Source organism: Pseudoalteromonas sp. XMcav2-N, assembly GCF_024124545.1.
In the GTDB taxonomy this organism is placed as follows: Bacteria; Pseudomonadota; Gammaproteobacteria; order Enterobacterales; family Alteromonadaceae; genus Pseudoalteromonas.
On sequence record NZ_JAMXSF010000007.1, the window covers coordinates 193431 to 214987 of the forward strand.

Annotated in this window: 14 protein-coding genes; 5 read left to right on the top strand and 9 right to left on the bottom strand. The window is 48.6% G+C overall.

Features of this window, described 5'->3' with window-relative positions:
• Positions 1-243: 243 nt before the first annotated feature.
• Positions 244-993 carry a YafY family protein gene (locus NH568_RS11440; RefSeq protein WP_253047384.1) on the bottom strand — a complete coding sequence of 250 codons (750 nt, stop codon included), beginning with the start codon at positions 991-993 and terminating at the stop codon, positions 244-246.
• A 17-nt stretch (positions 994-1010) separates the two neighbouring features.
• Complete coding sequence (locus NH568_RS11445; RefSeq protein WP_253047386.1) at positions 1011-1328, bottom strand: hypothetical protein; 318 nt, start codon at positions 1326-1328, stop codon at positions 1011-1013.
• 232 nt (positions 1329-1560) lie between these two features.
• On the opposite strand from NH568_RS11445, the gene NH568_RS11450 reads away from it, so the two are divergent.
• Positions 1561-2181 (top strand): LysE family translocator, encoded by a 621-nt coding sequence (locus NH568_RS11450; protein WP_253047388.1) that lies wholly within the window; start codon positions 1561-1563, stop codon positions 2179-2181.
• A gap of 3 nt (positions 2182-2184) precedes the next feature.
• Here the strand turns inward: NH568_RS11450 and NH568_RS11455 are convergent, their stop codons facing one another.
• Both NH568_RS11455 and NH568_RS11460 read right to left on the bottom strand, forming a co-directional pair.
• Entirely contained in the window at positions 2185-2838 is a 654-nt protein-coding gene (locus tag NH568_RS11455) for a hypothetical protein (protein ID WP_253047390.1), read from the bottom strand.
• A 34-nt stretch (positions 2839-2872) separates the two neighbouring features.
• Positions 2873-4303: a PLP-dependent aminotransferase family protein gene (locus NH568_RS11460; RefSeq protein WP_253047392.1), complete on the bottom strand. Its 1431-nt coding sequence runs from the start codon at positions 4301-4303 to the stop codon at positions 2873-2875.
• An 86-nt stretch (positions 4304-4389) separates the two neighbouring features.
• On the opposite strand from NH568_RS11460, the gene NH568_RS11465 reads away from it, so the two are divergent.
• Positions 4390-5766 (top strand): aminotransferase class I/II-fold pyridoxal phosphate-dependent enzyme, encoded by a 1377-nt coding sequence (locus NH568_RS11465; protein ID WP_253047394.1) that lies wholly within the window; start codon positions 4390-4392, stop codon positions 5764-5766.
• Between the two features lie 100 nt (positions 5767-5866).
• Here the strand turns inward: NH568_RS11465 and NH568_RS11470 are convergent, their stop codons facing one another.
• Complete coding sequence (locus NH568_RS11470) at positions 5867-9355, bottom strand: cadherin-like domain-containing protein (RefSeq protein ID WP_253047396.1); 3489 nt, start codon at positions 9353-9355, stop codon at positions 5867-5869.
• Positions 9356-9785: 430 nt separating this feature from the next.
• Between NH568_RS11470 and NH568_RS11475 the strand changes: the two genes are divergently transcribed.
• Positions 9786-11834: a winged helix-turn-helix domain-containing protein gene (locus NH568_RS11475; RefSeq protein WP_253047398.1), complete on the top strand. Its 2049-nt coding sequence runs from the start codon at positions 9786-9788 to the stop codon at positions 11832-11834.
• A 49-nt stretch (positions 11835-11883) separates the two neighbouring features.
• On the opposite strand, the gene NH568_RS11480 is transcribed toward NH568_RS11475, so the two are convergent.
• The gene (locus NH568_RS11480) at positions 11884-14070 is read right to left on the bottom strand and encodes a DUF5916 domain-containing protein (protein ID WP_253047400.1); all 2187 of its coding nucleotides are present in this window, start codon (positions 14068-14070) and stop codon (positions 11884-11886) included.
• Positions 14071-14239: 169 nt separating this feature from the next.
• On the opposite strand from NH568_RS11480, the gene NH568_RS11485 reads away from it, so the two are divergent.
• Both NH568_RS11485 and NH568_RS11490 read left to right on the top strand, forming a co-directional pair.
• Positions 14240-15280, top strand: a complete 1041-nt coding sequence (locus tag NH568_RS11485) for a S66 peptidase family protein (protein WP_253047402.1) — start codon at positions 14240-14242, stop codon at positions 15278-15280.
• A 142-nt stretch (positions 15281-15422) separates the two neighbouring features.
• On the top strand, positions 15423-16673 hold the full coding sequence (locus NH568_RS11490; protein ID WP_253047404.1) for an alkaline phosphatase family protein: 1251 nt from the start codon (positions 15423-15425) through the stop codon (positions 16671-16673).
• Between the two features lie 147 nt (positions 16674-16820).
• On the opposite strand, the gene NH568_RS11495 is transcribed toward NH568_RS11490, so the two are convergent.
• The 3 genes from NH568_RS11495 to hutH form a co-directional block, all read right to left on the bottom strand.
• Positions 16821-17081, bottom strand: coding sequence for a hypothetical protein (locus NH568_RS11495; RefSeq protein ID WP_253047406.1), 261 nt, complete (start codon positions 17079-17081; stop codon positions 16821-16823).
• A 301-nt stretch (positions 17082-17382) separates the two neighbouring features.
• A complete protein-coding gene (locus NH568_RS11500; RefSeq protein ID WP_253047408.1) occupies positions 17383-19395 on the bottom strand; it encodes a urocanate hydratase in 2013 nt (670 codons plus the stop codon).
• Positions 19396-19408: 13 nt separating this feature from the next.
• Positions 19409-20902: a histidine ammonia-lyase gene (gene hutH, locus NH568_RS11505; RefSeq protein WP_253047410.1), complete on the bottom strand. Its 1494-nt coding sequence runs from the start codon at positions 20900-20902 to the stop codon at positions 19409-19411.
• Positions 20903-21557: the final 655 nt, after the last annotated feature.

Below are 21557 nucleotides of genomic sequence, written 5' to 3' on the forward strand. Positions count from 1 at the left end.
CTAAGGAACCCGGCTTCGGGACTGCAGAGGGAGCGCATACTAACAGTGATTTTAAATGATAACAACTCTCATTTGCGTTTAATAATTGTTGCTTGTGTGGCGAATTATTTGATCTGGTTTACCCACTGAGAATGAATTATTGATAATTTATTAAATAAAAACAATCGACTAAAAAAAGTACACAGCTCGGATGAGCCAGATAGCTGTGTATAAAGGCGATAAGCATCAACGCAATAACTGATTCTAAGGATTGCTTTCGTCGCTTTGTTCCTGATATTTCGCCTTTACCAGCGCGATGTAGTGCTGCATGTTTTTGTGCTCAGTGAGCACAAAAGGCTGAGTGAGCAGAGTAATATCACACACCCGGTCGAGTCGGAATTCACGATAATCGTTGCGTAAAAGGCAATGGCCGATAATGGTCCACTTGCCACCCCAGTACACCAGCCCGAGTGGCTCAATATCGCGTTCACTAAAAGCGTCTTTTGCATCTTTATACTGTAACCTGACCTGGCGTTTCTGGACGACAGCTTCACGGAGTGTACTGCTAAATCTTTGATGATCTTCTGTGTGGCCAAAGCTTGCTGCCAAGTAGGGAAAGTCGTCTATCTGTTGCTTGAGGTGTTCGGGCAGTGCAGCTTCAATTTTGGCCATGGCACTGCTGGCGTGTTCAGATAAGACTGGATCAGTCCAGGCACTGGCCATACGTGTACCTAACAGCAGGGATTGCAGCTCCGCAACGGTAAACATCATGGGAGGCAAATCGCACTGGGCTATCAGATAACCAATGCCAGCTTCACCTTCGATTGGAACGCCAGAACTTTGCAGGTGCTGGATATCGCGGTAGATGGTGCGCTCTGACACATTGAGCCTATGGGCAAGTTGCTTGGCGGTGATGGCCAGACGCCGGCTTTTAAGCAGATTAACCAGCTGAAATAATCGTTCAGACTTGTGCAAGGTGATCTCCAAAGACAAACCGGGGCGAAGCCCCGGCATTGAAAAGCCTGGTCAGGTTACTCACTGCAAGGGGTTTGTGCAACCGCCTCTGTCAGAGTTAATGACAAGCTGTCTTTGTCAATTAGTGCGGCAAACTGCTGACAAACCGGCTCGTGCTCGAACGCTTCTTGCACGCGCTTGGCATCTTCGAGCGTATTCCAGTATACGATGTCAGTATAGGTGCCGCTTGGTGCATGCTTTGACACTGAGCGATACAAAAGGCCTGGCTGCTTCTGCACATATGCCATAAATTCTTCATTTTGCTTTAAAAAATCTGCTTCAGTAACGCCGTTAGCCAATTTGAATGTTGCGATTTCGATGCTGTTAGTACTCATGTTTTTGTCTCCTTGTTTAAGTTGGTGACAGTAAAACACGGTGGTGTGTCAGGGAGTGTCAGTAGGGAGCTTTGACCTGGTTATGCAAGTGTATAACAGAGTGACATCCAAAGACCGATAATGAACGGATGGACCGGGACGATATTGAATTTGATACATGGAAACTTTAAAACGTTGGCCCGCTCTTTGTCCTCGGTTAGAATGAGCGCTTTTTAATGTGCGGGGAAGTGTGATGGAATTAACAGCCTGGTTAAGTCTGGCGTTTATATGTTGTGTTGGGGCTATGTCTCCCGGACCAAGTCTTGCGGTTGTGTTGCGTTATAGTCTGTATCACAGTGCCCAGCATGGGATAGTGGCAAGCTTGTCTCACGGCTTCGGGGTGGGGATCTACGCCAGTCTGTCTTTGCTTGGCCTGGCCAGTTTAATTGAACAATTTCCCTTGGTTTATCAGGGGCTGGTGTATGCTGGGGCGGCGTATCTTGCGTATATGGGGTATAAGATCCTCAGTAGTAAAAGCAGTGGGATTGAAGTCGCTAAAGAGCATGATGCAAAAAGCTACCTTGCAGCGGCAAAAGATGGCTTTGCCATCGCCTTTTTAAACCCCAAGTTGGCCATTTTTTTCCTGGCGCTGTTCTCTCAATTTATCGACCCGGAAGCACTCACACTGCAGACGGCGGTTATCATGTGTATGACGGTTCTGGTAATCGATGCGCTATGGTATTTCTTCGTGTCTGTCGTTACGGCCTCAGCCAGAGAGCGGTTTGATCTGACTGCGAAACAAGCCATCATTGATAAGCTGCTCGGCTGCGCATTTTTACTGCTTGCGGCCCGAGTTATTTACCAGACTTTCTAGCCCTTATTGCCAGCCATGTTGTCGTACATAGTTGCTGACAACAAAGACCTTTAATGTCGGGCTGGCGACTGTGTAGTGGTCGAACTTGAGTGCCAGCCGGTAGTCACCGCGACTGGCAACGGAAGCAATGTCAACACGAATGAATTGAGTATTTGGCAGCATCAGGCTTGCGCCTTGCACAGCAAACAAGTCTTGATAGGCTGAGGCGTTAAGCGGGAAAGTCGTGATACACGCGCCAGTCAGAGACAACGAGTCCACATGGAACGAAGCGCGCGGGAAGTTTAACATCAGTTTGACTGGTGGGTAGGGTGTAAACCGCCAGCTGCGTGGCATGCCATGTCCTTCTACGATATGGGGTAAATCATCAATAATGGATAACAGTGTTTGATGGTCTGGGTGCCATTTACCTGGGGTACGGCTGAGTGACTGGAGCACAGGCTGAGTGGGAAACTCAAGAATATTTGCAGCGCGTAAATGTGTATCGAACCGACGTTCGGTTTGGGCGTAGCTCGCTTCATGCTGAGCCAGCTCCTCTAACAAGTCACTGGTAAATGCTTCGAGCTCATTGCATAAATTAGAATGTGCCTGAAGCAAATCAAACTGGGACGTTTCAACGACCTGATGAATGTAGTCCAGCTCATCTTGTGTCAAATCCATGATAGTAACCACCGCATAATTCGTAGTTTAAAAATTATACAAGTTTTGTACCAGTTTTAGATTCGCTTTTGACTGATTTCTGACGCTGAAGACGCGCGGCGGCTTGTGCGAATTTTGTAAGCTGTGTTTCTATCTCTGCACGGATACACTGCCCAAAATTAAGGCGGATATAGTTGTGATAATGAGTGGTTGTAGAAAAGGCATCACCACACAGGATATATATTTGTTCTTCTTTAAGTCGCTTCTGCAGCTGTTTGGTATCGACTCCTGGCAGTTCAAACCAAAGTACCAGCCCTCCATGTGGGCGATTTACCTTAACCTTATCAGGTAATAACCTGGTTAGTAGCTGTATGTACTGATTGCATTGCGACGCAAGTTTGCTATTGAGCTTTTTAAGGTACCGAGCATAGTGTCCCCGACTTATGTAGTCGGCCAGGGTCAGCTGGAGCGGACGATTACACCCCAAAGAGCGAATGCGGATCAGGTCACTGTACTTCTGGTGAAAACGCCCGGGCGCACACCAGCCAAGGCGCAATCCCGGCGCCAGCGTTTTAGAAATACTGCTGCACCAGATCACCCAGCCATCCTGATCAAAGTGTTTGATAGGTAAGGGGGTGGTGCCGGTATGACACAGCTCGCGATATACATCGTCCTCAATGATGGGAATGCGATACTGGCTGGCCATGTTCGCTAATGCTGCTTTTTGCTGTGTACTCAGGCTGTGACCCGTTGGGTTTTGGAAATTAGCACTGATCAGGCAGGCAGCAACCTGATGCCGGGCCATCGCATGTTCCAGCTGAACCAGATCGATACCATCCTGATTGCTTGGGATCTCAAGTACTTGTCTGCCCATTACGCTGAGTATATCAAGCAAGCCTGTATAACAAGGAGATGGCACAGCAACGATATCTTGTTCTTTGGTGACGAGTTCCAACGCCGTTTTAACGGCATCAAGACAGCCCTGAGTGATGACTAACTCCTGTGCATGTATTATAAACCCCTGTGTTTTTAGGTGCTCTGATAATGCCTGCCGAAACGCTTGTTCACCCAGCGGGTCGCCATAGTTGAACAATGTATGATCGCTTCGCATCGTTCTCGCCAGAGAGGCACGCAGTTGTTGTGAGTCTATCAGGGTTGGGTCAAGTTGTGCTGTTGCAAAGCCTGATCTGACCCGGCTGGGTGGGGGGATGGGCAAAGTGCACGCCTTGGCATTAAACTGGGCGTATTCAATAGCAGAGGTGTGTTGTGGGTTAAAGCAGGGGAAAAAACCACGTTTTGGGTCGGCCGTTATATAACCCAGAGATTCTAGGTACCGATAGCAGGCAAGTGCGGTGGTCATGCTTACCTGATACAGCGCACTCAGCTGACGCAAAGACGGGAGAGGCTGATCGAACTCATATTCACCGGCTTCTATGGCGGTGATGAACTGCCCGGCCAGGGTTTTGTACTTTGCTTGCTTACCCATCTGTTATCTAAAAAGTTCTCTTTTTTGTATCTGTTCTCTTTTTTCTATCACGTTAAGGTTTACGGGTAAAGTCAAAAGGAGTCATTATGCAGTCACTATCATTACCGACATTTGCACAGATGCTTGGTGCACTTGAGCTTGAATGTCAGGCATTCAATCTGTCACTGGATACACGGCGGGTAAGTAATCCGTTAGCCCGCCTGAAACACAGGGGACTTAGCGACGAGCCTGCTGGATTTGAGGTGTTCGGGCAAATTTTTAGCACAGAAATCGCGCCTCAATTATCTGCCAGTAACGGAGGGCGTTACTGGGGGTTTGTTACCGGAGGCGCAAACCCTGTGGCGACTTATGCTGACTGGCTGGTCACGCTATACAATCAGAATGTGTCCAAAGGGGGTGATTCGATAGCAAGCGACGTTGAACGTCAGGCCATCGACTGGTTAGTATCGCTGTTTGAATTACCCGCTGCATTCGAAGGGGTGATGACCACGGGCGCCACCGCTGCTAATGTGCTTGGGGCGATGGCAGCACGGCAATATGCGGGAAGTCGGCAGGGAATTGATGTGGCAAAAGCGGGATGTAAAGATTTGGACTGCACTGTGTTCTCAGCGACGCCACATGCCAGTATGGTCAAGGCGCTCGGGCTGGCTGGTTTCGGTCGGGATACCTGGGTAAAAGTAGCTTGCCAAAGTGAAACCGAAGCTATAGATACTCAGGATCTCGCGTTAAAGCTTCGCCAATGCAAAAGCCAGGGAAAGGTCGTGATTGCGAGCGCAGCCACAGTCACCGGCACAGATTTTGACGATTTGGTCACGGTGGCGCAACTATGCCGTGAACATCAGGCCTGGTTGCACGTAGATGGGGCGTTTGGCATCTTCGAGCGTCTTTTAACAGGCGCTGCTGGCAGAACTCAGGGCATTGAACTGGCAGACAGTATCACGCTTGATTGCCACAAATGGTTAAACGTGCCATACGACTGCGGGGTATTTCTTACGCGTCACCCACAAACCCTGTTTGAGACTTATAATGTTGATGCGCCCTACCTGGCCAATGATGATAAAGCACGCCCTTTTATGTCTCTGGGTATCGAAAATTCCAGGCGGTTTCGAGCATTGCCTGTCTGGGCGACATTACTTGCCTATGGCAAACAAGGCATAAAAACGCAGATCCAACGCAATATCGCGCAAGCCAGTGCGTTGGCCAATTGGATTGCTGCATCGTCAGAGTATGAGCTACTTAAGCCATGCAACCTTAATGTTGTGCTGTTTTCAGCAAGTGCTTCAAATAAGCATGATACACAGTCATTACTGGCGCAACTAAATGAGGCTGGTCAGGTCTTTATGACACCCGGGGTTTGGCAGGGCAGGGCCGCGATCCGCTGTGCTTTTAGTAACTGGCGCACTGAGCAGGCGGATGTCGAGCTGGCAATCTCGGAGCTCACTAGGTTAGCAAAGGGCACTTAGCTGATCCATCAGGAATCTGATGCGTCATCAGGTGGATGAGGTGTAAGTAAAATGGGTATAAATGCGACCCTGCCGTTGACAGGGTCGCAGTAAGGCCAAGTTATCTGCGCATATCCGCATCAAAGCGCATATATGAGTCAACGGCGTCATTCTCAATGACAGGATCGGGCTCCATCATCTTCAGAACAGAGACTTTCCAGCCATCGTCGAGCGTAGAGCTCGGTGAAATTACATATCCTTCGGCGCTAAGTCCTGCAGATGGGGTATTAGCCATCAGCATAAGCTGACCCTGATTAACAGACCAGGTATAGGCACGGGTTTGCCCGTCTGTGACTATCTCAGCCAGTGAATTCGTAGAATGTAGCTCAACGTACATGGTTTGTGCGCCGTTGATCAGCGCAAAACGCTCGTACATTAATGTATGGCTATCGAACATGGGTTGACCAGACATAGGTTTAACACGCTGGACTATGCCCAGGTCGTTACCATCTTTCCACTGGATCACATCACCGTTGAGGAACATTGCAAACATAGTGTCGCTGTCGGCAAGCTGATTAAGCTCGAAGGTGAGGGTTGTTTTTCCGGTACTGGCATTGTAGTTATAGCTACCATAATTAATGCCGGCCATGGCCGGGTCTTCACTTTCAAAGTCGGCTTCAAAAAACTTGTTATCAGGCATGAATGCGGTGACCCAAATCCGACCTTGATGGAGCGGATACTCAACAAACGCACCTACTAAGGGGTTGTTTGCATCAACAAGGCGCGTTAAGGTGAAAGAAGGCTCGCCTTCAACATCTATCGTCAGGGTATTGCCGTCAATCGTTATGATGTGCTTGAGCTTGGAGTCAAAGCCATACGAGCCATTGGCGTCAAATATCATATCGACTGTAAACTCGCCGGTGCTTTCATCCCAGTTAGCATAGCCTACTTCCAGACCCGCCATTGCATCAGGTGCATCATCCGACTTCAACTCCATATGCACCCATTTGCCATCCCGGATCACCACGACAAAGTCAGGCTCGTTGGGGTCGTACCAGGCACCCGTGAGCATATCAGTCGAATAAGTCGGCACGGGTGGTTTTACCATGCTGGCTTTGTTTGCTGCCTGGCCGTTGAGATAGTAGGTCATTTGCATGCCCTGGTCACAGTTGGTGTCCAGCGGATAGTTACATACCTTGACATAATCACGGTCAAAGCCCATGAAGTCACTGACTGTTACCGAGCCTGATTCATCAGAATGTAGCTTGCCCGATTTAACAGAGTAAGTACCGATTTCGCTGAAATTATTATCGCGAATGACGCGTGTAAAGGTGTCATCGTCATTATAGTTCAGGAAGTAGTATTTTCTTTCTACCTGATTACTGTCGTTGAGCATGTGGAAAGTCCGGTTGTCCATCCACATATAGTCAAACTGAGACAATGTGGGAGCAGACTTCATGTATTTGATCATGTAGGTGCTACCTGGACCCTGGTCAAAGGCGCTGGTATAGCTATGACGCACGTACCAGCTGTCGTTACTCATTGAGATTACGTCATATTTGTCGCTAAAGTTAACTGAACAACTTTCCGGCGTCGCGCCTTCAGGGCATTGGTGCACATTTTTGCCATTCATGCTGTCAAAGTAGCTATTAATTGACAAGGTGCGGCCATTTGTCTCCCAGACCTGCGTATTTTTATTCAGTTGCATGTAGGTGACGCCATTGACGAAGTTATCAAAGAAATAATTCTGTGGCAGGTTTGCTCCAAAGTATGGAATAAAGCGCCCCTGTGCCATGGCGTCATTCAAAGTGATGCTTTGCTCGGGCATCATAATCCCGGTGCGGCGGCGATGTGTCATGGAGGCCATTTTATCCGGTGTGGTTGCTACCGCATCGTTTGTAAGTGCCCAAAACTGAAAGCCGTTTTGCAGTGACTTCAACATCCAGTAGGTCAGCGTTTGCGCTTCCATAGCGTCCGTCTTGGCGAGCATCACAACCAGGTTATTGCCACTGATCTGCCAGCTGAAATCTCGTTCAGTACCATCTGGTAGTGTGGATTTACCACTTCCATCCTGATTAAACATCATTTTACTGGTTTGTGGTTGATAGTATTCGTTACCAGTTTCACCGCCCATCAGGTAGTACATTTGGTCAAAGTGCCAAACCCCCTGCAATTGGGCTGCTGTGGGGCTAATCGTATTGCCGCGCACAACCAGAGTGAAATCTTCTGTATCACTGACATCAGCATTAAGAACGGTATCATCATCGGCTTTAATTTCGTCTCGTACGGCCGTCAAACTGATGGCTTTGGCAAAACTATTGTCGTCATAAATACTGAATGTGGCGGTTTTATAACGCGAGTAACAGGTGAAGTTCATGCCTTCGGAATTTTTACAGCTGTGTCTTGGCGAGAAGATACCATCACCAAACACGACACTGACTGCGCCATTCGTGGCTTGTGTCCAGGTAATAGTCCCGGCGGTATGATCAGTAAAAGTCCCGGTTCCATCTTCATTCAAGGTCAATTCTGTGAAGTGGCTGCGGAAGTATCGCGTTGAGCCAATAAAATAGGATCCCGCGATAGAGCCTTCGCCATTGTCTACCAGCTTATCGTCGTTTTTGATTTCTTCTTTGGTCTTGTCAATTAGCGTAGGGTCATCGTCGTTGATGGTGTTGGTCAGCTCAGTAGTGGCAGCCTGGCTGGAAACCAGTTGAAATGTATTGCTAACGCCTTGAGGAAGCGAAAACTTCTTATCACCACTGCCGTCGACAACCAACTTGATCAATGCAGACAGGGTGAGCTTTTCATTGGCATCAACGCCCACCAGTGCATTGTTCAGCTCGTTGGTCGTTTGTGGAATACCATCGACAGCGCGTGTGACCAAAGCATATTCAGCAGTTGTGACATTGGTAATGTTAACCCCGAAGTTCTCGGTGCTATTGACGACCCCGTCGCCCCCTGCCTGCTCAGTGACCGACGCAAAGCTTTCCAACTGAGAGTAAAACTCGACATTCTCTTGATCTGGTCCACCATTGGCTTTGATACGAATGAGTTTGTTTACGGCTGAATCATCAACATCCAGCTGAATAGTATAAGTACCATTATTACCTGCAGTTGTCGGGAAGGATTCATCACCCACGTAAACAGTTAATGCGGCGTTTGCAATCGGAGCATCGGTGACTACACCGGTTAGCGTAACCGATCTGACTAAACGCTTTACTGTAAAGTTTTTTGTAGCAGTAGCGGTGGCGCCGTCGTCATCAGTGACAGTAACGGAAAGCACCATAGGGGTATCTTGTGTGACCTCCGGGGTTGTAAAACTGACATCACTGGTGGTGCTGTTATTCAGTGTAGCTGTCGGTCCGGAAGTGATACTCCAACTATAGCTGGCAATGTTGCCGTCACTGTCTGTGGCATCGGCCTTGAGTGAAACGGCGGTCTGTTCCAGTGCTTCACTGTCGCCAGTAATACTGACTGATGGAGCTTGATTAGTTGTTGGATTGGGGTTTGGATTTGGGCTCGGAGACGGGCCACTGTCCGATGACCCCCCACACCCGGCTATGAGGGCTGTCAGGCAAGACGCTGCCAGCAACAATTTTAAACTTTTCATAAACACACCTGTTCTGTTTAGCGAAATAAACTCGCACTTCCTTTGGTTGTTTTGTGAGCAGGGTAAGCATAGTTTATAAGTGGCAAAAGTGAATTTAAAATCTGTACAATTCTTAGCCATTATCGAGAGGGGTATCACACATATTTTCTTCTGACAGGCAGGATGCCACCTGCTTATTCATTGGCTGAAGCAGATTTTTGCAATGATATCTTACTGGTGGGTTGCAATGCATGGAGATGATTATAGACTAGGGCATGATTTGTTTTGCTCTGGCTGACCTTGAAGTGAGAGGCACCAGAAAGTAGTGCCGCGCATAGTATTGCCGCGAAACAGTTACGGAACAGAAGAATAATAAGCAGCCCGATATTGCCCAATTCGCGTTCTATTCATAGTGATTAGAACAAAAAGAGGCATGATTGACGAGAAGTCCATGGATTTTATTCAAATTGGCGAGTTTCGCCTCTATCACCAAACGAACGAACTCATTAACGGTGATCACAGCGTCACGCTGGACCCAAGACAGCTTTCGCTACTGCAATTCTTCATCGATAACCCCAATCGTATTATTGGACGTGACGAATTACAGAATGTGATTTGGCAGGGGTCTATTGTCACCGATAACGCCATTAATAAGCTGGTCGCTAATCTGAGAAAAGCGTTTTGTGACGATCCTAAACTTCCTCAATATATTCAAACAGTCCCTAAACAAGGTTATCGCTTTATTGCACCAATCAGGGTGGGCGCAGAAGCCCCTGAGGCTTTTTCATCACAGCAACCAGAACCAAAATTTTCTGTACGTCGTTTTCTTATGCCTGGCCTGGTTTTACTCTTTGGTTTGCTGGCAGGTCTGATTTGGCATGATGGCGGTGAACCTTCATGGCAGTACGGAGAAAGTCAGGCGATGAGCCGGGTTAAGGGTGGGAAAATGTACCCCGTTGTATTACCAGAGTATGAACACCTTGCATTTTTAAATATTACCGTAGAGCTGGGACGTAGTTTGTGGGTAGCAAGTTATGGTGCACAAAATGATACCTTGCCCCAGATTGTTGCAACACCAGATTACCACCTTCAGCAGCTACTGGGCGGTCAGGGTGAGTTTTTGATTTTTAAAGGGTATTACAAAGAGCAATGTGGTTGGTTTAAAGCACGACTCGACCTGACAACACGGCAACTTGAGGCCCCCTCCGAGGCACTGTATAACTGTGACCTGATTTATCACGATAGTATTTATGTCCCGGCAGAAGACCGTATATACGCGCTGGCACACGAGCGCCGTTTCGAGCACAAAAACGAGTTATACAAGCTGAGTTTCTCGGGCGAAATCAGTAAATTGCCGACTAAATTAGAATCATCCTGGCGTCTTGCATACCTGGATGCTCATCCTGATACTCGGGCACTGCTACTGACAGTGCACACTAATGACGGAAACAGCCGGGTGCTGAGCTATGAACCTGATTCCAATAAACAGGTTTTGCAGCTTTCTCGCACCGGATTGATGCATGGGGCAATTTGGGACCATGCTTACAAAGGAGTTGTCTTTTCATCCTCCAGCCCTCGCACTCAGTTGGTTCATCAGTCGTTCGATGATAAGAGTGAGACTTTGCTGAGTAGTCTCAGTGACAAGATCTGTTGCAATCTCGCGCGTCATAGCAATGGTGCGGATTATATCTTTACCACATATGATAAAGACATAGAGCTCCAGTGGCTGGAAACCGGTTTTATGCTGGATAACAGCAGCGGGCTTGACCGCTCACCTCGTCTGGCGCATACCGAAAGTGGCGTCTATTTCATTTCTGATCGTTCCGGCAGTTCTCAGGTGTATTATCAGCGTCCGCAAGAGCAGGCTAAGCCGCTTCCCAGGCTGCCCGATCATGTACGCCTCAGGGATATGGCGCTGTCACCAGATGATGAGTTACTACTAATTAATCACGACAACCATGCAATGTGGCTGATCCCAACCAACGAAGCACAACAAGGTAATACGTTGTTTTTCGATGGTTACATCTACCGTCAGAGCTGGTTGAGTAATAGCTTGTTTGCCTTGTCGGTGAAACAAAACGAACTTAAGCGCGTGCAGATATATAACCGGCAGATGCAACAGGTTGCACAGCTGCCTCATGGCTGGATGTCAGCGATGACCGATCCCTCAACGCCTGACTATGTTTATCTGACCAACATGGACTATGAGCTGTATCGCTTTCCTTTCGCCAGCATCTTGAATGGCCTTGAGCAGGCTCAGGGTGAAAAAATTGGTGAGCTGGAGCCTTTTTCGAACCTGGAATTGGAAAAAGGCGTGGTGTACCTGATGACCAAAGAATGGCATGAGCTGGCCAGGTATAAGATCACCGATGAAGGCTTGCATCCATTATCCAGGCAAGATATCGGCTCATATATGGGGTTTGATGTGCATGATGCGCAGGTGATCTATGGCCGAAAAGCCGCATTCAGAAGTGATGTCTATAAAACCGTTGCGAGGTAACTGCATGGGCGTTGCTGCTAACTGACAACGCCCATTACTCAGGGTTAGATCACCAGCGATAGGTGTAGTTTAGTTTGATGGCTGTTTCGGAAAAAACGCGTTTTTTATCGTGCCAGCCGTCCTCAAGGTCATAACCCTTGTTGATACTTAGCTGGTACAGCTCATCCGGTGCAGGTTCGTAGCGCAACCGACTAAAGAGCGAGAAGCTGTTGGATTGGGTGTTGTGTTGCAACAGTGAGTTCCACGACCACTCGCTGTTAAAGGCAATATTCACTTTTAGCCGGGTGTTGTACATGTTGCTCTTTTCGCCGGCGCGTTCGTAGTAGTACATATGACGGCCAAGTTGCACGTACAAATGCTTGTTTGGGCGAGTGTTAATGGTCAGACTAAAGCGCTCAAGGTCGGCATCGAAAAAGTCCCCTTTGACGAGCCGGCCACTAACAAAAACAGGCCGGTCGCTGGCTGTTTCATAATAAATGTTCCATTGATTGTAATCATATTCCCCCTCGGCAAACTGAATATTGTCGCGAAACTCAAAGGGGTTTCTGAGCACTTTGTTGTACATATCGTAACTGATGGAGAAATAGTCGTGAGACCGGGTTTGTACCACTAAAGGCTGCAAGAACAGCTGCTGACCTTTCTTCTCGCCTTCGGTATTTTCCCAGCGCTTATAATAGGTTCTGACCTGATAGAGGTTGAGATTGTCTCCCAGCCAGCCTGATTGTGGGCGAACCCGATAGTGACTGGTGAGGTGATAGTATTTAAGGTCGGTACGGTTCACAAAGCCCATCGCCGGATTAAAATCTTTGCCGATATAGCGATACTTGGTATCCAGATAAAACTTATCATTGGGTAATTTGAATGCCAGGCCATAGGATTTACCATCGCTATCGGTGGTCTCGTTGGGGACGTCCACAGACTGATAGAAGGCATTGGCAATAAACTGCTCTTCACCAAATAGTAAATCATCAAAGCGATAGTCAATACCTGTCAGTGCCTGGTTGTGACTGTCATCTGCACTGCCATGGGTGAAAATAGCGCCGAGCTGGTGGTGCTCGCCAATATGTTGCTTGGCTCTGGCTACACTAAGCTGGGTCGTTTCCTCGAGATTGCCGTCACGTTCCTGATTGACGCTCAGTATGCCAAGATCTGTGTTGCCAATCCGGCCGGTTAATTTGGTCCCCCAATTTACATCCAGTATACCTGACTGCGGGCCCTGACCAATGCGGCGCGAATAAAAGGGCATGCCATTGTAATCGTCATCGTCCATGCCGCCGAAACGAAAAATCTGACTATCCTGCAAGAAGAAATCGCGTTTTTCACTGTAGTACTGGCCAAACCGTGTCATGTTCATTTCAATCTCATCAACGTCTGTACCCGAAAAATCTGTATTGAGTGTAAGCTGACCTGTCAGACTCGGAGTAAACCGATAGGTCGCATCCAGTGAAGGCTCAAAGCGGCTCTCAGTCTGTGTTTCTTTGTAAGCCAGGCCAGGTTTGACTTCGATTCCCAGGCCCTGATCTAAGTTGTTGAGCCCGGAGATCGGCGCAGTTTGTGAGGCATGCCAGCCATACGAGTTAGGGTTATTGAGATTCCAGAAAGACTGGACATAAGGGCTGGATAGTTTGTGGCGTAGCTGTAGCCCCCAGTTTTTGGCATCCGGGTCAAAAGACATAGACTGCATGGGGATTGCAATTTCAACAGTCCAGCCGTCGTCCTGTTGCTGAGTTTTGGCGTACCACAGCGTTTTCCACTCGGCGATATACTCGGTACCATTAACCAGGCCGTCTTCACGCACACCAGAAGGAGTAACATGAAACAGGTAGCCGTCTGATTTGTCATGATTGGTGTCTATGATGAGGCCAAAATAGTCTTCGTTCCAGATCCGCTCACCCTGGGTAAGCACTCTGTCCATAATGGTATTGGCGGGTTGAGTAATTTTTGCTGCAACATAAAAGTATTGTTCATCGTAGGCAACATATGCCGTGATCGGATATCTGGGGGTCCCGCCGACGGTTGGACGGAATTCAACAAACTCCGTGATCACACGAGCATTTTGCCACTCCGTGGCAGAGAGCTCACCATCTATGAGTGGCGCATTGTTCAGGCGGGGGATTGCCGTTTCACTTTGCGTAAATTGTTGCCAGGGGCGAATGTGCTCAGACGATTGCTGGGCCGCGCCACAAGCCGTATATAAAGTACAGAGTGTTAAGCTTAGTGCGTTCAACTTATTCATTGTTTTATCCGTTTCGTAAAAAGCTGAGCTCATTGTTGTCTGAACAAGTACAAAAAGCGTGAGAAAGGCGCGAAACGAGGTGACAAAGTGAGGAAATTATGTGATTAATACATGCCTAACGTGATGAATTAAATGGTTTTAAATTTTTAGCATGTAAAAAGGATGCCTTATGTACTATCCCGCTCCCTTAACCTCTGGCAGTACTATTGCTGTTACCGCCTTTTCCAGTGGTGTACCAACACCTTTGCACGCTCGCCTTGACAGAGTGTTACAAGACCTGGTGCTACGTGGGTTTAAGGTGCTCGAAGGTCAGTGTTTAAGGGACGACCAACTGCATGTCAGCGCACCGGTAGCTCAGCGCGTTGAAGAGCTTATGCGGTTTTTAATGGACGATCAGGTTGATGCCATTATGGCCCCCTGGGGCGGTGAAATTGCCATGGACTTGTTGCCCTTGCTCGACTGGGAGGCACTGCAACATGCCCGGCCTAAGTGGCTAATGGGGTTTTCAGATATCAGCACCGTGCTGAGCGCATTTACCAGTAAACTGGGCTGGGCTACGTGTCATTGCACTAACCTTATGCAGCTTTCACTTGCACAGTCGGATCCCTTGACCGCTAACACTTTTAAGCACTTGTATACGGCATCAGGCGGTTCGTTTACGCAAATTCCCGCGCCTTTTTTTGAACAAGGCTACAGCAATTATGCGCAAGACAGCGAAGCGGTATTTAATTTGACAGAGCAAAGTGGCTGGCAGCGAATAAATCATGATGAACAGCTTGATGGCTCAGTGTCGTTTAGCGGGCGCTTGTTGGGAGGATGCCTGGACACGCATATGCTGATGTTTGGCTCTGAGTATTTTGATCCGCAAAGACTGCTTGACAGGCACCCGGATGACAAGCTTATCTTCTATTTTGAAAATGCTGAGCAGTCGCCAACTGGCTATTACCGGGCTTTACAGAGTCTCAAGTTACGCGGCGCGTTTGAACATGCTGCCGGTATTCTTATTGGTCGCAATGCCGTTTCGGGGAGTGCCGGAAAAGCGTTTGACGGAGAGACTGCGGTCAAAATGGCGTTAGAGGATTTGACGATTCCGGTTGTGACGGGAGTGGACGTGTCTCATATTGCGCCCAATCTGGTGATGATCAATGGCGCGCTGGCTGAAGTGAGTTGCACAGGTGAGCAGTGGGCTCTGGTTCAGCATCTACGATAACTGAAAACGGGGCGGGGTGACTCGTCCTGAAAATCTGTGATTAGTCGAAAATAGGCCCTGTCTCGGCAAAAGGTCCTTCATTTTATTCATCTTTTAGTTTTACAGTGCGCCCGTTGGTTTATTGTTTTAGGAACAAATGGGCATGATGACAACTCGCGCACTATCGGCTTTGCTGATTTTTATTACCACGGTTTTTAGCGCTGCTTTTACATTACCTGTTAAGGCAGCATCAGTTAAGGCGTCACCTGGTCAGGCATCTGATCAAAGTGTGGTGATATTCTCACTGGATGGCTTTCGCTGGGACTACATTGAAAAGCATAATGCAAAGAATCTGGCTTCTTTGGCAGCGCAGGGAGTGAGGGCCGAGTATCTGGAGCCTGTATATCCTACCAAGACTTTTCCCAACCACTTGTCTATTGTAACCGGTTTGCTGCCGTCCAATCATGGTATTGTGGGCAACCACTTTTGCGACAAAGACCGTAACCAGTGTTATAAAATGGGGCATGGTCAGGATGACAGCTCATGGTTAAAAGGGATCCCGCTTTGGAATTTGGCGCAAATGCAAGGGTTAAAAGCGGCAACCTATTTCTGGCCCGAATCCGATGCCCGCTTCAATGGTATGACTCCCAGCTATTTTTACCACTATTCAAAGCACAGTGATTATCAGCAGCGCATTGATCAAATTATTCAATGGCTGAAGTTGCCAGAGCAGACTCGCCCCCGCTTTGTTGCCGGGTATTTTTCACTCGTCGACACCATGGGCCATGAATTTGGTCCTGATGCACAACAGACTTATGAGGCGGTGCAAAAGGTGGATAAATTGATAGGTCAGCTGGCGCGGCGCATACAGCGCGAAGTAGAGCAGGACGTCAACCTTATCATTGTGTCAGACCATGGTATGGCCCAGCTGGATCCTGAGCGGAGTTTGCAGCTTTCTGATCTGGGCATTGATCTGAGTGATTTTATAGTAAAGAACAGTGGTACGCAGGTCTGGTTATATAAACAACCCAATACGGAGATGGACCTGCAAGAGATTCGGGCACAGCTGAAACGCAATGCTCGCGGTCGCTATGATATCCTCAGTGAAGAAACACTCAAAAGTCGCGGTGTGACGATAGATGCAACGACGGCTGATATTGTGATTGAAACTCAGGCACCACGTTATTTTGCATACGATGACAAAGACAAACACTATGGCACGCATGGCTTTGCCGTTACACAGGATATGCATGCGACCTTTGTTGCAGTGGGCCCGGCGTTTAAACAGGGGGTGAAGATTGGCCCGGTGAAAAACCTCGATATTTATCCTGTGGTAGCGCAGATCCTGGGCCTTGAATTATTGTCTGATATCGACGGAACGGGCGCGTCTTTATTACCGGCATTGCGCCACTGATTGCTCATGTGGATACCGGGGGGCATTCCCGGCGGCGCGGTGATTGAGTTTGGGTAAACCCGATGTGCGGTTTGAAACAGCTTTGCTTTCTTGGACCACTTTTATCCTTGAGTTACTCACAAGATAGTCACAAAATCTGTGGGTAAGCTATTCAACCTGAGCTAAATCAGGAGCATTAGCATGTTCAATCTGTTTGATAAGGTTACTTTCAGGGGGCAGTGTTATTTCGCCCAAATGAGACATTACAATAACTTGCTGCTCAAGCATAATGTCTATTACCTTTTGGCAATTGACACGGTGCTTTGTTACGCCCTGAAGCCTAAGTGTTGATAAAGATAATGGGGTTGGATGGCAACTGAGTAATTCTGCCAAGATTAAGCGATATAGTAGTTTTTCAGTGCGGGTCATAAATGGTGTCCCTGTCAAATTTTTTAACAAGGATATGTTAGTCTATAACAAAAAATTAGCAACAAAAAAAGAGCCAGAAACTGGCTCGTTGTCTGATAATACAAGACATAATGGGATAATGTCTTGGTCTATTTTGCGCTTGGTGTATGGCAGTAAAGCTTCAAAATTATGACATATTAAAGACACTTAAAGGGGCAGCCTGTTATGTCATGTGACACTGTCCGACTTTGTCAGATAAAGTAGCGCAGAGACAAAAATGGCTACCCAGGAGCAGCCATTTTTTCATACCGATTGTTAGCGTTTAGAGCGAGAGGTTATTGAGAATCTCGTCGTCTACGCCATTTGGCAGGGTTACTTTCAGCTTAGGCGTGCGGGCCATTTCGCGTTTGATTGCAAAATTGGCTTCTTCGTTACGGGCCCAGCTGCGTCTTGCAATACCATTGTTAACATCGAACAACAGCATAGACTTAAGACGACGCTCAGCGTCGCTGCTGCCATCCAGTACCATACCAAAACCGCCGTTGATCACTTCACCCCAGCCAACACCACCGCCGTTGTGGATAGACACCCAGGTTGCACCACGGAAGCTGTCGCCAATCACGTTGTGAATGGCCATATCTGCGGTAAAGCGACTGCCATCATAAATATTGGACGTTTCGCGGAACGGTGAATCGGTACCACTTACATCGTGGTGGTCACGGCCCAATACCACAGGACCAATGTCGCCACGAGCAATTGCATCGTTAAAGGCCTTGGCGATTTCCATACGACCTTGTGCATCGGCGTACAGAATACGAGCTTGTGAGCCAACAACCAGTTTGTTTTGCTTGGCATCTTTGATCCAGGTGATGTTGTCCTGCATCTGCTGTTGGATCTCTTCCGGCGATTCCGCCATGATCTTATTCAGCACTTCAGCTGCAATGGCATCGGTTTTGTCCAGATCAGCCGGATTGCCAGAAGCACATACCCAGCGGAATGGGCCAAAGCCGTAGTCAAAACACATTGGGCCAAGAATATCCTGTACGTAAGACGGATATTTAAAGTCGATGCCATTTTCAGCCATCACATCGCCACCGGCACGAGATGATTCGAGCAAGAAAGCATTGCCGTAGTCGAAGAAGTAAGTGCCACGGGCAGTGTGCTTGTTCACCGCATCGGCATGACGCTTCAGCGTGGCCTGGACTTTTTCTTTGAAGACTTCCGGCTCTTCGCGGATCAGTCGGTTAGACTCTTCAAAACTGATATCGACCGGGTAGTAACCGCCTGACCAGGGGTTGTGCAGCGACGTCTGATCTGACCCCAGGTGAATGAAAATATCCTGCTCATAGAAGGTTTCCCAGACATCAACCACGTTACCGATATAGGCAATCGATACCACTTCTTCGTTCTCCTGCGCGGTCTTAACGCGCGCAACCAGCTCGTCCATGTTGTCGATAAGCTCATCAACCCAGCCTTGCTGGTGACGTTTAGTGGCAGCAGCCGGATTCACTTCGGCACAGACAGTAATACAGTTAGCGATGTTACCGGCTTTAGGTTGTGCACCACTCATGCCACCAAGACCGGCGGTCAGGAATACTTTGCCTTTCGGGCTGTCGCCTTTTTCAAGGACTTTGCGGAATGCGTTCATCACAGTGATGGTGGTACCGTGAACAATGCCCTGTGGGCCAATGTACATGAAAGAACCAGCAGTCATCTGACCGTACTGAGTCACGCCCAGCGCGTTGAATTTTTCCCAGTCATCAGGCTTAGAGTAGTTCGGGATCATCATACCATTGGTGACAACAACGCGCGGCGCGTCTTCGCTTGACGGGAACAAGCCCATCGGGTGACCAGAGTAAATGTGTAGTGTCTGGTCGTTTTCCATCTCGCTCAGGTATTTCATGGCCAGCAGATACTGCGCCCAGTTCTGGAATACCGCGCCGTTACCGCCGTAAGTGATCAACTCTTCCGGGTGCTGCGCAACTGCCGGATCCAGGTTATTGTCGATCATCAGCATGATGGCTGCGGCTTGCTGACACTTAGCAGGATAATCGCTGACAGAGCGCGCTTTAAGGTCGTAGTTAGGCTTAAAGCGGTACATGTAAATACGGCCGAAGTTTTTCAGCTCCTCGGCAAATTCAGCTGCCAGCTCCTGGTGCCATTCTTTCGGGAAGTAGCGTAGCGCATTGCGCAGCGCCAGTTGCTTTTCGTCGGCTGATAAAATGTCTTTACGCTTAGGGGCGCGGTTGGCACCTGCCGGGTAAGCCTTTGGCGCAGGCAACTCGCTGGGGATCCCTTGCTTAATTTGGTCCTGAAAACTCAGTGTTGTGGTCATTGTTATTTTCCCCTTAGTTAACCGTAAATGCTTGTGACTTAACCAATGCTACCATGTGATCAATGTCAGGCTTAAGCAGTCTGTCTTCTTCAAGTTTGGCGACTTTGCTGCGGATCAGCGCAAAGTTCTCTTCAATCAGGTCTGAGCAGGTGTTAGGACGTCTGAACTCGATGGCCTGAGCAGCATACATCAGCTCAATGGCAAAGATTTTTTCCAGGTTACCCAGGATCTGATTCAGTTTACGACCCGAGATACTGCCCATAGACACGTGGTCTTCCTGGCCCATGGAGGTGGGTACGCTGTCAGCCGATGGCGGGAAGCACAGTGATTTGTTTTCGGTGACCAAAGCTGCGGTGGTGTACTGCGGGATCATCATGCCCGAGTTCAGACCGCCAGAAGTGGTTAACAGGCGCGGCAGGCCGTGCAGACCTTCCAGTAGCAAATAACAGCGGCGGTCTGAAATGTTACCCAGCTCAGCGGCTGCAATCGATGCGTAATCCAGCACCATGGCCAACGGCTGACCGTGGAAGCTACCGCCTGAGATGGCTTCTTCGCTGCTGATCACAATCGGGTTGTCGGTGACTGAGTTCATTTCAATCTCTGCCAGCTCTTTAAGGTGGTTGTAGGCGTTACGAGACGCACCATGCACCTGTGGAATACAACGCAGTGAATACGGGTCCTGTACGCGGTCGCACTCTTCGTGATCGGCCATATTTTGTGAGTCTTTGAATAAACGACGCATCCGCTTGGCCACTTCCAGGTTACCGGCAAAGGCGCGAATTTGGTGCAGCTCTTCACGGAACGGCGACTGGCTGCCCTGCATACCTTCAATACTCATGGCACCGGCAACGTCAGCCAAATCGAGCAGGTAGCGCATTTTGGTCAGCGCGGTAATGGCGTGTGAGAGGATAAACTGAGTGCCATTAATCAGCGCCAGGCCTTCTTTGGCGTGCAACTCCATTGGCTCCAGGCCATGTTCTTTTAGTGCTTCGGCCGCAGGTACAATTTTGTCACCCTGCCAGAATTCACCTTCGCCAAGCAGCGGCAGGAATAAGTGAGACAGCGGCGCCAGGTCGCCCGATGCACCCACAGAGCCTTGCTCCGGCACAACAGGAATAAGATCCAGCTCAATAAACTTCAGCATACGCTCCACGGTTTCCAGACGAATACCTGAGAAGCCCTGGCTCAGCGCGTGAACTTTGGTGATTAACATCAGCTTAGAAATGGGCTTAGCGATTGGCTCGCCAACCCCAACAGCATGAGTGATAAGCAGGTTTTTTTGCAGCAGATTGGTTTCTTCTGGAGAGATTTGCGTGTCGCACAGCGGACCAAAACCAGTGTTAATACCGTACACGGCCTTGTCTGAGGCGGCCATCACGTCTACGTTGCTGCGGCTGGCGTTGATTTTTTCCAGCGCTTCCTGACACAGTTCGGCTTTGATGCTGCCGTCGGCAATGCCGTTGACTGTGTCCAGATCCAGACGATCGATACCATATCTAAACGTCATTTTATTCTCCTAAATATCATCTTGTTACAAGCAGATGGTGCTTTTATCCCGCAATCCTAACTTGCTGTAGTTGTTTTATAAATGCATAATTATCGTAATTCATTCCGGTTTTACCGAACTAAAAAGCTGAACTAAAAAGTATCGAACTAAAAGTTTGGGCGAGTAAGAGGTGTTGTTTTGGTTGAACAGCGTACGTTTAACCTGGGTCATCCCGAACTCAACTCCGGTAATTCAGCACCCAACTCCGGTTATTAGGCACTCAAATTCGGTTGTTAAATGCTCAACTCCGATTGTTAAGCATCCAACTCCGGTCATCCCGCACTTGATGCGGGATCTACCAGCCGGCAACTTGGGTGTTAAACCAGACTGCTGAGTGAGTTGGGCGTAGATCCCGGCTCAGGGCCGGGATGACGGAAGAGAAGGCCGGGATGACGTAAGAGGAGGCCGGGATGACAGGATAAATGGCCGGGAAGAGGGAAGTAAAGGGTGAGTCTTTCGCTTTAGTTCAGATGGTGAATGAATTTAAATGGCTGCACTTATACTATGCAATTAGTCTGTACATCCTGTTATCCCGCATCCAACTCCGGTCATCCCGCACCCACTCCGGTCATCCCGCACCCACTCTGGTCATCCCGCACTTGATGCGGGATCTACC

Coding starts and splice junctions, on each gene's coding strand:
- NH568_RS11440 (WP_253047384.1), bottom strand. CDS start 993: ATGCCGGGGCTTCGCCCCGGTTTGTCTTTGGAGATCACCTTGCACAAG.
- NH568_RS11445 (WP_253047386.1), bottom strand. CDS start 1,328: ATGAGTACTAACAGCATCGAAATCGCAACATTCAAATTGGCTAACGGC.
- NH568_RS11450 (WP_253047388.1), top strand. CDS start 1,561: ATGGAATTAACAGCCTGGTTAAGTCTGGCGTTTATATGTTGTGTTGGG.
- NH568_RS11455 (WP_253047390.1), bottom strand. CDS start 2,838: ATGGATTTGACACAAGATGAGCTGGACTACATTCATCAGGTCGTTGAA.
- NH568_RS11460 (WP_253047392.1), bottom strand. CDS start 4,303: ATGGGTAAGCAAGCAAAGTACAAAACCCTGGCCGGGCAGTTCATCACC.
- NH568_RS11465 (WP_253047394.1), top strand. CDS start 4,390: ATGCAGTCACTATCATTACCGACATTTGCACAGATGCTTGGTGCACTT.
- NH568_RS11470 (WP_253047396.1), bottom strand. CDS start 9,355: ATGAAAAGTTTAAAATTGTTGCTGGCAGCGTCTTGCCTGACAGCCCTC.
- NH568_RS11475 (WP_253047398.1), top strand. CDS start 9,786: ATGGATTTTATTCAAATTGGCGAGTTTCGCCTCTATCACCAAACGAAC.
- NH568_RS11480 (WP_253047400.1), bottom strand. CDS start 14,070: ATGAATAAGTTGAACGCACTAAGCTTAACACTCTGTACTTTATATACG.
- NH568_RS11485 (WP_253047402.1), top strand. CDS start 14,240: ATGTACTATCCCGCTCCCTTAACCTCTGGCAGTACTATTGCTGTTACC.
- NH568_RS11490 (WP_253047404.1), top strand. CDS start 15,423: ATGATGACAACTCGCGCACTATCGGCTTTGCTGATTTTTATTACCACG.
- NH568_RS11495 (WP_253047406.1), bottom strand. CDS start 17,081: ATGACCCGCACTGAAAAACTACTATATCGCTTAATCTTGGCAGAATTA.
- NH568_RS11500 (WP_253047408.1), bottom strand. CDS start 19,395: ATGACCACAACACTGAGTTTTCAGGACCAAATTAAGCAAGGGATCCCC.
- hutH (WP_253047410.1), bottom strand. CDS start 20,902: ATGACGTTTAGATATGGTATCGATCGTCTGGATCTGGACACAGTCAAC.